This window comes from Edaphocola flava (assembly GCF_004118155.1).
Classification (GTDB): domain Bacteria; phylum Bacteroidota; class Bacteroidia; order Chitinophagales; family Chitinophagaceae; genus Edaphocola; species Edaphocola flava.
In genome coordinates this window covers 1-14,666 of sequence record NZ_SAIQ01000001.1, presented here as the reverse complement: position 1 = coordinate 14,666, position 14,666 = coordinate 1, and the positions used below count along the sequence as shown (strand labels likewise).

Genomic DNA, 14,666 nt, shown 5'->3' with positions numbered 1-14,666 from the left:
GATTACCAAAGAGTATATATAAATATAATGGCGGGATGCAATTTGCATCCCGCCATTATATTTATATTCATTTTGATTAATTCATCATTGGGCCACCGCCACCGCCCGGAGGGGGAGGCATCATACCCGGAGCACCCGGAGGAGGCATCATGCGATCACCTTCATTGCCATTGCTCATGTCTTTTTCAGAACTTCCTTTCTTAAAGTTTCTGATGTTGTAGGTAAAGGTCAGCATGAAATAACGTTGCAGTACATTTGAAGAAACCGTCTGATTATAGGTTTCCGTGAAGGTTTGTGCAATGCTTCTGTTCTGACCCAGTAAGTCAAATACAGATAAGCGAATCTCAGCCTGTTGCTTAGCAAATAATTTCTTGCCGATACCAGCGTTCCAGAGCAGGAAATTCTGGTTGGTATTGCTGGTCAGCCCCTGATAAAACTGGTGGTTCAGTTCTGTATTCAGGACCATTCCTTTCCAGAAAATATAGTTGGCCGATAAACGGGTACTTTGGTTCAGGTAGTTATTATCTGCGTTACTGTTCAATGTGTTCTTTACAAAATTCATGTTTGTATTAGAAGACAAGGTAAAGTCTATTTTTTCACTGATATTACTGCTGAATACCAATCCTACACCTGCATTACGGTTGTTGGAGAAGTTCTTTGCGTCATTGATATAACCAGGTGTACGGGTAATACCACCGTTCAGGTTTATGTTAATGTTGGATTTCAATGCCGGAATCGGAGTGCTGTATGTGGTAAATACATTAAAGCTGTAATAACCGTCCATATTGCGTTGTGTCGTATACTGACCACCTTTTGCCAGAGACACATTATTACCCACAACAGTATCATTTGCCGCAATGTATGTGCTGTTACCGATATAGTCATTGGTCAATGACCCTCTGAACATCACGAAGAACATACTGTTATTCTTAGCGCTGGAGCTGGAGTAACGGCTGAACAGATTATGCGTATACGCCTGTTTCAGGTCAGTGTTACCGGAAGTCAGTTGCAGCGGATTAGAGTTGTCAATCACGTCTTGTAACTGCGTTACGCTTGGCGCATTGGTTGACGTACGGTAAAACAATCCCAGGTTTTTGGTCTTGCTGAAGTTCACGCGCATCATCGCTCTAGGCAGAATGTTTTCAAAGTTTTTATTGATATCCGATACGTAAGGGAATATGCGATCGCCCTCCAGGATAGCCTTCTGTACATCAGCACCCGCATTGAAACGGATCTTTTTATTGTTGAATGTATAGCGCAGACCAGCAGCATTGGTTTTATAAACCGTAGTATATTGGTTGCTCAGCGCAGTATCCAGATCAGTATAAGCTGAAGTATTGTAATCGTAGTTATAAGTTAATCTGTCAGAATTGGTTTTCTGGTATCCATTAGTGTAACTGATCTGCAGACCACTGTTTTTAGTAATCGGTTCAGTGTATTCAACATTAGTATTCATACTCCATCCGGTACGGTTCTGATCGCCATACTGATCCAGCGTGTCGTTCAGGTTTGTAGTCGGGTAGTAAGTGTTGATTGCATAGAAGTTGCTGTTACCCTTATTGCTGTTAGCCGTATTGTTTACACGGATATTGAAAGAGCGACCCTGTTTCCGGAAGCGATGGAAATACATCAGCATGTTGTTGAAGTTGTACCCGTTCAGCTTGGAAGTGTAATCATTCTTGGTGGTATTCGCAATGCTGTTGTCAATCGTATTGGTACTACCGAACATATTCGATGTACTGTTATTTTGCTGGAATGATACCGACGGAATCCACAGTAGTGTATTAAAGCTGTCAATCGTATACGTCAGTCGTGCATTAATACGGTGATTATAGTTATGCGAAGTGGCATTGCTCTGTTCAGTGTATGTCTGACCAGATTCATTGTTCAGTACATACTGGCGATCGGTTTGCTGTGTTGTATTTGTATTGGTATTATTGAAGAAGTAACTAGCCGTCAGTTCTACTTTTTTACCCAGTTTATCCGTGTAGTTCAGGCCCACAGCATTGGTTTGTGCAATACCGTTTTGGGAGTTCACCATAAAGTTATTGCTGCTGTTGCCGCCGCCAGGGCCGCCTCTGCCAAATCCGCGTCCGCCGCTGGAGCTGGCAATACCCAGCAGATCCTGCGAACTGAAATTCTGCATATTGATATTATTGCTCTGACCAATGATGCTGATGCGGCGATCCCCTTTAAAGTAGTTCACATTTGCACCGGCGCTGTAGCGAAAGGCATCGTCCGTAATATTGCTATTGCCTTTGAGACTATTGAAGTCCAGGCCACCGCCTGCGTAGGCCTTACCGAAGGTACCTTCTCTTTTTTCCGCTTTGGTAATGATGTTGATCGCTTTTACTGTTTCTCCGTCATCCACACCAGAGAGTCTTGATTGCTCACTTTTTTCATCATATACCTGGATTTTGCTGATCACCTCAGCGGGCAGATTTTTAAGGGTAGAGGAGGCATCATCGCCAAAGAATGGTTTACCGTCAACCAGTACTTTACTCACCTTCTCACCCTGTGCTTTTACATCACCACCACTAAGGTCTATGCCTGGCATTTTTCTCACCAGGTCCTCAGCTGTAGCGTCAGGATTAACTTTGTAAGCATTGGCATTGAAGGTAGAGGTATCCTGGTTTTGCTGCCCGGTAATGGCCGTGCTGGTCACCGTCACCTCTTTAAGATTGGTCGCCGCTGATCCGAATTTCACAATACCGATATTAAGGTCTTTTTCACCCACCTCAACCGTTTTGTCGATCGGTTGCGCACCCATACTGGTAATAGAAAGTATGTACTTTCCGGCTGCAACATTTTCTATAATAAAGCTACCGTCGTCGACTGTAGTTGTACTCTTTACGTATTTGTTTTCTGTAGTTTTTAATTGAACTACTGCTCCGAATACTTCTTCGTTAAAATTGTCCTTTACGATGCCGGAGATCTTTCGCATCTCCTGTGCATACATGGAAACGGACAGTAAAACTGCGATTAATGTGCTGAAAAGCCTCATATGCTGTATTGTTTGTTTTGTATATAGAAAAGCAAATTTGACACTTATTTGAAGATAAATGCCCTAATTAGAAACAAAAGATTGTTAAGGGTTTAATTATGAATCAATTATGCGGTGAACTAAATCTTTTCAGCGGAGTTTGAAGCTCTTTGAAAGAAATAATGCCGCAAAGCAGATAGATCATTAGTGACAAACCTGCGGTGGCAGTGATTTGTAACCACATAGACCAGCCACTTGCCACTTGTGTAATTCCATACGCCGCAGCAAAACTCAGGCCGGCAAATGCCAGGAGCCTGGCTATCCATTTCGGATCGAAACGCAGTTGCATGATCTTGCGGCCAAACCAGATATTGCAGATGCTGGTAAAGAGCAGGGTGATGAATGCATTGCGGGCTGTAAAAATAGCGGCATCGGCACCGGATGTATAAATGCCGTAAAGATTCAGTCCTACATTAAGTACTACCGCAACAAGGGAAATGCGTACCAGGATTTTTATACTGCCATTTGCAGTAAGCAAGGTACTGTAGATATAATTAATAGCATACATGGGCAGGCACAGCATGAGCCATTGCAATATGGGTGTGTCCTGTGTGGTCACTTCTTTGTATAAACCGGTAAAGATCTGCTCGCCCCAGAACAGGGTAATCAGTACCAGGCCCCAAGATGCAGGGAGCAACAAGTTTACGGAAAGTCTGAGTATAGATTGAAAAGCCTCTTTCTGTGCAATCATCTTACCGAAGAGCGGTAATAATAAGCCTGCCAGTAATACACCAGACATATTATTGCTGACATCCAGTAAGCGAAAAGCTGCGGCATACTTACCGGCCACACCTTCTTCCGCCAGTTTATCTAACAGGACCACATCTGAGCGCATATAAATGCCCATCAGGAATACCAGCAGGGCATAGGGTATACTACGCTTCAATACCAGCCTTACCTTACGCAAGTGTATATGATGCCAGTGAATCGTATTCAGCCGGGTACATACTTTAAATGCAGCGATCAATGCTATTGAGAACGCCAATAGTTGGGCCAGGGCAAAGTATTCGATTTTAAAATGTGCCTTGATCTGCGGCAGGAACAATAATAGCGATACGATTGCAATAACGATAAAACGATCCAGTACAGAGAATATACTATCCGTTTTGAAGCGTTGCAGGGCCGAGATATTACTTCTGAAAAATAAGAGAAAGGAACTCGCAATCTGTAGCAGTGCCAGGATCGATAACAGTATGAAATCCTGCTGGACAAAGCCCCAGATCAAGCCCAGGATAAAGACAATAGCCAGGTATATGACCGATAATATCAGCTTGGCTACAACAATATTAGGAAAGAGGTTACGCATAGCCTGAGGGGCTTTCGAAACCGTTTGGTTGTTGTAACTCTGCAAACCGAAGTCCAGTAATACCTGGAAGATGAGTGTGAAGTTGAAGATGGCATAATAAGTGCCATATACGGTGTTGCCTACTGTATTTTGCACCGTGCGGTCGATACCCATAATCCATAGTGGTTTTACTATAAGATTAACCAGGATGAGGAACAGCAGATTTTGTACAAAATGTTTACGCAAGGTCTTTTGTTTTGAATTGCAAGGTAAAGAATTCCGTTTAAAAGTGTTGCGCAGGCCTATGGCCTGCGCAACACTTTTATGATATTTAACCGCGAAGAATTACTTCTTCTTTAATTTCAGGATAGAGAAGTCTGTATCGACTGCCTTAATTGTATTGGTCAGTACACCCATTTGCTCCACTTCCAGCACTACCTCATCATTAGGTTGCAGCCATTGTGGCACCGCATCAGGATTGTTCAGTTTTGCAGTACCGTTCAGTTCCAGGAAGCAACCTGTACCTACCGTACCACTACCGATCACATCACCAGGCAGGATGTCCGCACCATAAGCACAACGCTCCAGGATCTCCGCAAAGGTCCAGTCCATATCACCCACATTACCTTCACTTACCTGGATACCGTTTACTTTACAAGTCATTTTCAGGTTGTAATTGTTGCCGGTATGGTTTGGTTTCGCTGGTATTTTGAAGGCTTCCAGTTCGTCAGGAGTAATCATCCATGGTCCGATTACGGTAGAGAAATCCTTACCTTTCGCAGGTCCCAGGTTCAGTAACATTTCCTCCATTTGCAGGGTGCGGGCACTCATATCATTCATGATACAATATCCGGCAACATAATCATCCGCTTCTGCAGCAGTGATGTTACGGCCTTTTTTACCCACAACTACCGCCACTTCCAGTTCGAAGTCCAGTTTGTCGAAATGATCCGGCATACAGTCAATCGCACCAGGTCCCTGAACTGCATTGTGATTGGTGAAATAGAAAATAGGGTATTGATCAAATTCTGCAATCATCTCTACACCACGGTTACGGCGTGCCGCAGCTACGTGCTGACGGAAGGCATAACCATCACGGCAGGAGGTAGGGCGGGGTACCGGAGCCAGGATATGCGCTGCATCGAAGTCAATGCTGTCAACCGATACAGAACCGGCTTCCAGAGCAGCAACTGCTTTTTTAGCAGCTGCAAAGTTGCTTTCCCATTGGTCCAGCATACCCATCATGGTATTTGGCAAAGCCGCATCCAATGCATTGGTATTATATAATTTGCCATTTAAAAGAACGGCACTTTGTTCTTTTCCGTTTTGCAGATGAGATACAAATTTCATTGTATAAATAAGTTATGTTTTTGATTCAGAATGTCCGGCAAATTTAAGTTTTAATTTGCCATTCGACTGAATAATATTTAATTTGAGAAAAATAATTTATGACGAATGAAGAGCTGTGTTTATATGGATTATTAGGCTTGCTGTTTTTACTGATAATCTTTTCTATGGCGTATTATAGCAGGCGCTTTGGAAGTATAAACATAATTGTTGCCTGTATTTATATGCTACCGATGTTATATGGATATTTACACTCCACGGAATATTTGATGCATAATATCTGGTATAATTATATGCTTGTGTTTTCTACTAGCCATATTGTGTTCGTATTGATTTTTATGCTCTTTAAATACCTAAAGAATGAAAATTTAGCGAGTATACTGTACAAATCTTCCAAATTAATATCGATACTGGCTGCAATGTGGTCAGTGCCATTTATAATCATTTCCGGCAATGAATTTCTTGCGAAAAATAGCTTGGGGTATATACCTTATCGGTCTGTTCTTTTTGGAATACACGCGCTATTGTGTTTCCTGATGTATCTGTTCGCTATCAAAAGAAAATATTTGCCTTTCGGGTGGCTTGTCCTATTTCTGATCATACAAATTGGAGCAATGGCCATCTTCAGCAAAAAATATATCGCTTTGGAACTAGTCGTAATGATTGCTGTATTTGGGCTACAGATACCTAAGAAACGCGAGCATAGGTTAGTGAATATTTAGTTGAGATAAGGGTAAGCTTGATTCCCTATTTCTTTAGATTACATAAAAGCATAAGGCGTTCATATATGAACGCCTTATGCTTTTATGTAACAGTCTGTTGATTTATACAAAAAATTTCATTTTCCATACACCCAGTACCGCCTCTTTAATAATGCCTTTTGACATTTTGGAGGCACCCAGGACACGGTCAGTGAAGGTAATCGGAACTTCTTTGATCTTAAAGCCGGCTTTCCAGGAGCGGTATTTCATCTCGATCTGGAAGGCATAGCCAATAAAGCGGATCTTATCAAGCGGTAAGGTTTCCAGTACTCTGCGGGTGTAACATACAAATCCTGCAGTGCTGTCTCTTACCGGCATCCAGGTAATCAGGCGGGTATAAAGAGAGGCTCCTTTGGACAGGAATATCCTGTCTGCAGGCCAGTTCTCCAGCTTGCCGCCCTTTACATAACGGGAACCGACACTAAGGTCTGCACCACCGTCATGGCAGGCTTCGAATAAGCGGGTAAGGTCTTTGGGGTTATGAGAGAAATCGGCATCCATTTCAAAAATATAATCGTAGCCTTTGCTCAGGGCCCATTTAAATCCGTGAATATAAGCCGTACCCAATCCCAGTTTGCCGGAGCGTTCTTCAATAAATAATCTACCGGTATATTGCTCTGCTATCAGTCCTTTTACAATCGTGGCAGTACCATCCGGAGAGCCGTCATCCACGATCAGTACATGGAAGTCTCCGGGTAAGTCCATAACCGCAGCAATGATCAGTGCTGCATTCTCTTTTTCGTTATATGTAGGTATAACGACCAGTTTTTTCTCGTTGTGCGTATTTGCTGCCAATTCTTCTGCTATTATTTTTTGAGTAACATCGTGTTCAGGATCTCAGAAATGCATTGTTTGGTATTCAGCGCAAAGTCCGATTGCATCATCCAGTCGTAATACTGAGGCTCTTTACGGAACACCTCTGTAACAGCTGTACCTTTATGCTTACCGAAGTTAAACACCGGGATACCATTCTTCAATATTATTCTGCGTGCATAGTCAACAAAATCATCTCCGCCGGTAAATTTATGCAATTCATCCACATTATTATGAACGGTCTGTTCATATTTATCCAGCTGTGCCTCCAGTATCTCAATTGTTGCCTCCACATCTGCAAGGGCAGCATGTGCATTCTTATGCTCTTTCTGGCAATAGAAATTATAGGCAGCACTTAAGGTACGCGGCTCCATTTTGTAAAATACCTGTTGCACATCTACCAGCTTTCTCTTTTTAAAGTCTACATTCACACCTGCTCGCAGCAATTCTTCTGCCAGGCATGGGATGTCAAATTTATTAGAATTATAACCACCTAAATCACAATTTTTTATAAAATTGAAAATCTCGTGGGCCAGCTGTTTAAAAGTAGGGGCATCTTTTACATCCTCGTCACTTATTCCGTGTATTGCAGTTGTCTCTGCCGGTATTGGTCTTTCCGGATTGATTCTCTTTACATACGATTCTCTACTGCCATCCGGATTCAGTTTCACAATAGCAATTTCGATAATCCTGTCTTTTGCGGGGTCTACACCGGTAGTTTCCAGGTCAAAAAATGCAATTGGTTTCTCTAGTTGTAACTGTGCCATATAAATGTTTATCTTATGTAAAACGACTATTGTCATAAAATCAATAGTCGTTTACTGTTTTGGTTATATTGTCAGGACTGTAAGAGTCCGTTATGCCTATGCCTCTGTAGTAGGCTCAGGTTGAGCTGCAGATCCGGTCTCATCATTATTTGCAGGTGTTTCCCCGCTTGATGTACCTTCACCGTTTACAATCTGGCCTTCTTCTCCTTCTTCTGCAATCTCTTCATTTTCGTTCTGCTCCGAAATGCGGGCGATAGCTGCAATCTGGTCTTTAGCATCAAGATTGATCAGCTTCACACCCTGTGTAGCTCTACCGGCTTCCCGTACATTTTCTACCTTCATACGGATGGTTAAGCCGCTTTTACAGGTAATCATCAGGTCATCGGTTTGGTTTACAGAAAGTAGGCCGGCCAGAGATCCTGTTTTATCACTGATGTTCATCGTCTTAACCCCTTTACCACCACGGTTGGTAATGCGGTAGCTTAACTGGTACAGCTCTTCTGCACCATCTTCGTTTTTCAGTGTAAATGCTTTCTCACGATCTTCCTGAGAGGCATCTTCGCCAATCAATTCAAAGAATGGCGTACGTTTACCCAGACCATTTTCAGAAACAACCAGTACATGTTTATCGCGATCTTTAGGATCTTTGGATAAGCATATCATACCGATTACCTCATCATTAGCTCCCTCCAGTTCGATACCGGATACACCAATGGCACCGCGGCCGGTAGCCCTTACTTTATCTTCATTAAAGCTGATCGCACGACCAGATTTAATCGCCATCATAATAAAGCTTTCACCATCTGTAAGTGCAGCATCCAGCAACTGATCACCTTCATTGATCGTAATCGCATTCACACCGGTCTGGCGCGGACGGCTAAAGTCTTTCAGTTTGGTCTTTTTGATGATACCCTGTTTCGTACACAGTACGATATTATGTTTCTCTACGAATTCTTCATCATCCAGTTTCGGAACATCAAGGATGGTGCGGATCTTATCATCCTGAGGTAGTTGTATCAGGTTCTGGATCGCACGACCTTTGGCATTTTTATCTGTTTCCGGAATCTCGTAAACTTTAAGCCAGTAACATCTTCCCTTTTCTGTAAAGAATAATAAGGTATGGTGTGTAGAGGCAATGAACAGATGTTCCAGGTGATCTTCCTCACGGGTTTTGCCACCCATAGCACCGCGTCCACCTCTTTTTTGTGATCTGTAATCTGCTACAGACGTGCGTTTGATATAACCTAAGTGAGAGATGGTGATCACCACATCTTCTTCTTCGATCAGGTCTTCGATACGCATTTCGCCGGCTGCATACTGAATTTCAGTACGACGTTCGTCACCGAATTTCTTCTGTACTTCCAGTAATTCACCTTTGATAATATCGAAACGGATATGCTCATTATCCAGGATTTCTTTCAAACGGCTGATTGTTTTCTGTAATTCTTCATATTCACTTCTGATCTTGTCAATTTCAAGACCGGTAAGTGTACGTAAACGCAGTTCCAGTATAGATTTTGCCTGAATTTCTGTCAGACCGAAAGCCGTCATCAGTCCTTCGCGCGCATCATCCGGAGTTTTGCTTTCGCGGATAATTCTGATCGCTCTGTCCAGGTCATCCTGTGTACCGATTACTTTCATGTAACCTTCCAGGATATGTGCACGCTTCTCCGCTTCTCTTAATTCAAATTGTGTTCTGCGGGTAACAACCACATGGCGGAAACCAACAAACTCTGAAATCATATCTTTCAGGTTGAGTGTTCGTGGGCGACCATTAACCAGGGCTACATTATTGATACCATATGATGTTTGCAGTTCACTGTATTTATACAGCTGGTTAATGATAACCTGAGCTACTGCATCTCTGCGCAGCTCTACTACTACACGGGTACCGTCTTTATTCGATTCGTTGGCCACATGCGTGATACCATCGATGATTTTATTATTTACAAGATAACCGATTTTTTCGGCCAGGGCATCACGGCTTACCTGGTAAGGTACTTCTGTAATAACAACCTGCTCTTTGCCATTCTTCATGGTTTCCACGCTAACCTTTCCGCGCAGCACCACACGACCTCTTCCGGTCATGAAGCCTTGTTTGATGCCCTCGATACCAAATATGATACCACCGGTCGGGAAATCCGGAGCCTTTACATGATGCATCAGCTCATCTATAGTGATTTCTTTATTTTCGATATAAGCAATACAACCGTTGATTACTTCGGTCAGGTTATGCGGCATGATGTTTGTAGCCATACCTACGGCGATACCACTGGAACCGTTAACCAGTAATTGTGGTACACGGGTAGGGAGCACAGTCGGTTCCTCAAGGCTATCATCGAAGTTAAGACCAAAGTCAACCGTTTCTTTTTCGATATCCTCGATCATGCTCTCTGCATAGCGTTGCATACGTACCTCTGTATAACGCATAGCTGCCGGACCATCACCATCCTGAGAGCCAAAGTTACCCTGACCATCAACCATCATATAACGCATGCTCCATGGTTGTGCCATACGCACCATTGCGTCATACACAGAAGAGTCACCATGCGGGTGATACTTACCCAAAACTTCCCCTACTACACGGGCAGATTTCTTGTATGGCTTGTTATGCGACATACTCAGTTCATTCATGGCATACAGTACACGTCTGTGTACTGGCTTTAAACCATCTCTCACGTCAGGAAGCGCACGACCTACGATTACCGACATTGAATAGTCGATATACGCCGTCTTCATCTGTTCCTCGATATTAACCGCTACAATTCTGTTTTCTTGTTCACTTCCGTCTGTAGGAAGCATATCGTTTGTGTTGTCGCTCATTATCTTCGCTTAAAAAGTCTCGCAAATATACGCTATTTCAGCGGTCGAAATACCATATATTAAAGCTTTTTCCACATTGTTGAAAACTACTTTATGTGGGGGGATTCAATTTGCTTTTATGGGAAATAATTGTATTTTGCGTCCTAAACTTATTTTAAAAACTTAAAAACAACTAAACTATGCAGGCAATGATTCTTGGCATGATAGCTTTCTTCGGATTGATAGGACTGATAATTGCAATTCTATATTTACTCAATCTGCAAAATACAATTAAAGCAGCAGATCCAATGAACAGGAAAATGAAGCCAGGATATGTATGGCTGTTATTAATTCCATTGTTTAAGGTTTACTGGATGTTTGTAGTAGCTAAAAGAATCAGTGAAACAATAGAGGCGGAATATAGTGCTAAAGGTCAACCATTACCAACTGCAAAGCCAACCTATACTGTTGGATTTGTTATGGCTATTTTAGGTGTAATTTCTGCTCTGTTAAGCATTAAGAGTATGCCTGAGCAGATTAAACAAATACAGCGCTTGCTGGATGGTGTCGTAGAACAAGCTCCTACAACTGGTGGTCCGTTAAGTGTAATTGCATTCATAATAAGTCTTGCCAGTTTTGTACTTTGGATCGTATACTGGGTACAAACTGCAGGCTATAAAAATAAAATGAAAATGCTGCCGAATAATAAAGGCAATGACAGCCAGATATTTCAGGGTATGTAATCAATACAAGTATTTTAAAACAATAAAGGGAGCCATCGGCTCCCTTTATTGTTTTAAAATACTTAACCCGATCGCGCAGCGCAGGCATTGTTTCGGGAGGCAGTAATGTTCATAAAGTTGTATCAGCGCCTGAGCGGTATATGCATCGCTGATACCAAAGCCACATTGTTTCCACAGGTTCGTAATGTGATTTTCTTCTGGTGGCAGTGTGCGGAGCAGGGTAGATAAGGCCTCTGTTCGCTCCATATTCCCGATATACCGGTCATAAAGTATCCTGATGGGTATAACCGCATTAATCAGCAGGTTTTGCGCCATTTGTCTGCCTATGAGCTTTTCTTTGCGGACAGATGTTTTTTCAAACACATAATGCTGTTTCCAGTATTCACTCACATTGACCTGTAACAGAGCCCTGACCTGCACTGCAGAAAGCACAGGTGTGCTGATAAGCTGATCAAAAAGATGTCGGCTTTTATGGATCAGCATAGCAAATTGTGCAATGCGTATTGTCGGAAAATGGGCAGGCCTCATGCGCAGGAATTTCCATTCATGACCTTGCATACCAGTGAGTCCGTATTTCTGGCGAAAGAATGCATAATGTACGGTCAGTTCTATGGTATAAGGCCCTTGGGCCTGCTCGGGCAATAGGCCCGCCTGGCCGAAGAGTATGGCCTCCAGGTGCGGAAGATTATCTCGGTGCTTTGCCAGGATTGAAAATGGGGTAGAAGTGGCCAGTTGCAGAAATGCCTGGTTGTTTACAGCGGCTCCGAAATACCGGGCCAGTTGCAGATAGAACAGTTGGTGCCAGTCATTGTGCTGCTGCTGTAAATGGGTGTTTAGTATGCCAGTCTTTTGCTCCCAGCGTTCATGTAAGAGCCGGTCTATCCATTGCGTCCATACCAGATCCGATATATTTCGTTCAAGTGGGGCACATGATATACCCGTTGGCCGGCTCATGAGTTTGTTATAATGATCCAGTAATCTATGGTTGATCTTGCCGGAGAGATTCAGTACAGGAAAGTTTCCCTGAACATAAGGGCTGTCTGCCTCCAGTACAACATGCAGGATAATATTCTGGTATTGACGATTATGCTCATGCCCGTGCCGGGTCCAGTCACTTTCTTTCAGGTGTAGTTCTACATTGCCTACCCATATGGTGTTTCCTATTCTGATTCTTGCGCCGATGAAGTCAGGGCCGGCATCCCGGTTGGCTATTCCCGGTCGCAGGATTGTTACAGCTCTTCCGTCCTGGAGATAGAGCTCAGTTATATCAAATAGAGCATACTCCCAGATAAACTGGAATAATTTTTCATTCATTAAGGAGGTGTTTAGTTATGGGGAAGGTAGGAATTTTTACATAAAAAAAGTGCGGATTCCGAAGGAATCCGCACTGGATATGTTTAACTGATTAAAAATTAAGCGATTGCTTTAATTTTTCTAGTCAGTTTAGATTTTAAGTTGTTTGCTTTGTTTTTGTGGATAACGTTGCGTTTAGCTAATTTATCGATCATGGAAATTACTTTAGGTAATTTCTCTGTAGCTGCTTCTGTTTCAGTAGCTAACAAGTTACGAATGGCATTACGTGTAGTTTTGCCATAGTATCTGTTGCGCTCACGACGCTTTGCAGCTTGTCTTACGTCTTTACGGGTTGCTTTATGATTTGCCATTGTAAAATGTTGTTATAAAATTTGGACTGCAAAGGTATATAATTATTTTTATCTGTCAAACTTTTTTTATTTTTTTTGTTATCATAGTTATTTTTGACCCTGATAACATATACCTTGACCGGGCATAATCCGGTGATTTTTATGACGATAGCAAAGATACGGGCATTTATATTAAGACATAACTTACTTAAATTTTTATTTTTCGGTAACTACTTCTATGCGTTCTGTGCGTTGGCCTTATCGCTCGAGTCTCTTTGTATTCTGGGCCTTACTGCTGTGGATATTCATTATCTGCTCATGCTCTTCCTGGGGGTTATTGTATTCTATACCCATGCTTACCGTTCGCTGGATAAGACAGACGAGGCAAGTGTCTTTCAAAACCCCTTCTATCTGCAAAGAACGTTATGGTATATACGTAATGGACGATTGGTAAGAGCGCAGCAGTTTTTGCTGGCAACGATTATCGCCATTGCCACCATATATTATTATTGGCCTATCCTGAATGCCGATATCATAACCAGCGCCGAATACGGTTCCCTTGGATTGGTAATGCTGCTGGCTTTGGCATATGTCGGACTGGGTTCTTTTAATATACGACGTTACGGACTGCTCAAGCCATTGGTGATTGCTGTCTTATGGAGTGCATTGGTTTCCTGGTTTCCTGTGCTGACAAGCCTGTGGGTAAAGCGACAGCATCAGCAGATGCAGGCCTCGTTTGTTTTGTTGTTTCTGTATAATACTATATATATACTACAGCTTTGTATCCTGTTTGATATTAAAGACTATGCCGTCGATGCCCGTAGCCGGTTACGTACCTTTATTGTATGGCTTGGACTCAAACGTAGCATACTATATATAATCATGCCATTGTATATAGTAGCATTGTTATGCTGGTATATACTGGCTACCACATTAGGATACAATTCTGTACAGCTTGTATTGGGATATATACCACTCGCAGCACTGGGGTGGGTGATATATAAGCTTAGAAGCCCACAGCCATTACTGTTTTACCTGTTTATTGTAGATGGACTGATGTTGCTAAAGGCCCTGATCGGGATTTTGATCAGTAAAATGTAGGTCAATGTGCTTATTTCCACCCCTTTTCCTCCTTTTTACCTATATTTTAAAGAATATATGTGGCTTGTAATGTATGCTGGTATTGTGTTATGATGAAAAGTAATCAGGTGTATTAGGTGTAAAGTAGTAAAAAGATTTGTTCAGGAGATTAAAGGTGCCTATCTTTGCACTCCCTTACGGAAACGGGGGTTGCTCTTAAGATTGAATGGGAAGTGAGGCTGGTATTGTGTTTGAGGTATTTTTGGAGGTTTGGTAACGGACCGAAGGGAATAAAAAAAAACTTCAAAAAAGATTTGGTTTTTGTAAAAAGGTTATTTACCTTTGCACTCCCAACGAAACGGCGGTCGGCGCACGATAGGAG

The 14,666-nt window shown here is 42.4% G+C and carries 10 protein-coding genes; 2 read left to right on the top strand and 8 right to left on the bottom strand.

From position 1 onward, the window contains the following. Positions 1–76 precede the first annotated feature (76 nt). The 6 genes from EMP01_RS00050 to gyrA form a co-directional block, all read right to left on the bottom strand. On the bottom strand, positions 77–3,004 hold the full coding sequence (locus tag EMP01_RS00050) for an outer membrane beta-barrel protein (RefSeq protein WP_129019453.1): 2,928 nt from the start codon (positions 3,002–3,004) through the stop codon (positions 77–79). A 103-nt stretch (positions 3,005–3,107) separates the two neighbouring features. Further along, complete coding sequence (locus tag EMP01_RS00045; RefSeq protein WP_129019452.1) at positions 3,108–4,574, bottom strand: oligosaccharide flippase family protein; 1,467 nt, start codon at positions 4,572–4,574, stop codon at positions 3,108–3,110. Between the two features lie 99 nt (positions 4,575–4,673). Beyond that, positions 4,674–5,678 carry a fumarylacetoacetate hydrolase family protein gene (locus EMP01_RS00040; protein ID WP_129019451.1) on the bottom strand — a complete coding sequence of 335 codons (1,005 nt, stop codon included), beginning with the start codon at positions 5,676–5,678 and terminating at the stop codon, positions 4,674–4,676. An 821-nt stretch (positions 5,679–6,499) separates the two neighbouring features. Continuing rightward, entirely contained in the window at positions 6,500–7,231 is a 732-nt protein-coding gene (locus EMP01_RS00035) for a polyprenol monophosphomannose synthase (protein WP_129019450.1), read from the bottom strand. Positions 7,232–7,242: 11 nt separating this feature from the next. Then, entirely contained in the window at positions 7,243–8,016 is a 774-nt protein-coding gene (locus EMP01_RS00030) for a 3'-5' exonuclease (protein WP_129019449.1), read from the bottom strand. Between the two features lie 96 nt (positions 8,017–8,112). Then, complete coding sequence (gene gyrA / locus EMP01_RS00025; RefSeq protein ID WP_317125579.1) at positions 8,113–10,839, bottom strand: DNA gyrase subunit A; 2,727 nt, start codon at positions 10,837–10,839, stop codon at positions 8,113–8,115. 179 nt (positions 10,840–11,018) lie between these two features. On the opposite strand from gyrA, the gene EMP01_RS00020 reads away from it, so the two are divergent. Then, positions 11,019–11,561, top strand: coding sequence for a hypothetical protein (locus EMP01_RS00020; protein ID WP_129019448.1), 543 nt, complete (start codon positions 11,019–11,021; stop codon positions 11,559–11,561). Positions 11,562–11,606: 45 nt separating this feature from the next. Here the strand turns inward: EMP01_RS00020 and EMP01_RS00015 are convergent, their stop codons facing one another. Further along, positions 11,607–12,875 carry a DUF2851 family protein gene (locus tag EMP01_RS00015; protein ID WP_129019447.1) on the bottom strand — a complete coding sequence of 423 codons (1,269 nt, stop codon included), beginning with the start codon at positions 12,873–12,875 and terminating at the stop codon, positions 11,607–11,609. Positions 12,876–12,973: 98 nt separating this feature from the next. Continuing rightward, positions 12,974–13,225, bottom strand: coding sequence for a 30S ribosomal protein S20 (gene rpsT, locus EMP01_RS00010; protein WP_129019446.1), 252 nt, complete (start codon positions 13,223–13,225; stop codon positions 12,974–12,976). Between the two features lie 141 nt (positions 13,226–13,366). Here rpsT and EMP01_RS00005 point away from each other — a divergent pair, with 141 nt between their 5' ends. Then, positions 13,367–14,305 carry a UbiA prenyltransferase family protein gene (locus EMP01_RS00005; RefSeq protein WP_129019445.1) on the top strand — a complete coding sequence of 313 codons (939 nt, stop codon included), beginning with the start codon at positions 13,367–13,369 and terminating at the stop codon, positions 14,303–14,305. Positions 14,306–14,666 lie beyond the last annotated feature (361 nt).

Excerpts from the sequence above, each read along its gene's own strand:
- EMP01_RS00005 (WP_129019445.1), top strand. The coding sequence starts at position 13,367 with ATGACGATAGCAAAGATACGGGCATTTATATTAAGACATAACTTACTT.
- rpsT (WP_129019446.1), bottom strand. The coding sequence starts at position 13,225 with ATGGCAAATCATAAAGCAACCCGTAAAGACGTAAGACAAGCTGCAAAG.
- EMP01_RS00020 (WP_129019448.1), top strand. The coding sequence starts at position 11,019 with ATGCAGGCAATGATTCTTGGCATGATAGCTTTCTTCGGATTGATAGGA.
- EMP01_RS00030 (WP_129019449.1), bottom strand. The coding sequence starts at position 8,016 with ATGGCACAGTTACAACTAGAGAAACCAATTGCATTTTTTGACCTGGAA.
- EMP01_RS00040 (WP_129019451.1), bottom strand. The coding sequence starts at position 5,678 with ATGAAATTTGTATCTCATCTGCAAAACGGAAAAGAACAAAGTGCCGTT.
- EMP01_RS00050 (WP_129019453.1), bottom strand. The coding sequence starts at position 3,004 with ATGAGGCTTTTCAGCACATTAATCGCAGTTTTACTGTCCGTTTCCATG.
- gyrA (WP_317125579.1), bottom strand. The coding sequence starts at position 10,839 with ATGAGCGACAACACAAACGATATGCTTCCTACAGACGGAAGTGAACAA.
- EMP01_RS00015 (WP_129019447.1), bottom strand. The coding sequence starts at position 12,875 with ATGAATGAAAAATTATTCCAGTTTATCTGGGAGTATGCTCTATTTGAT.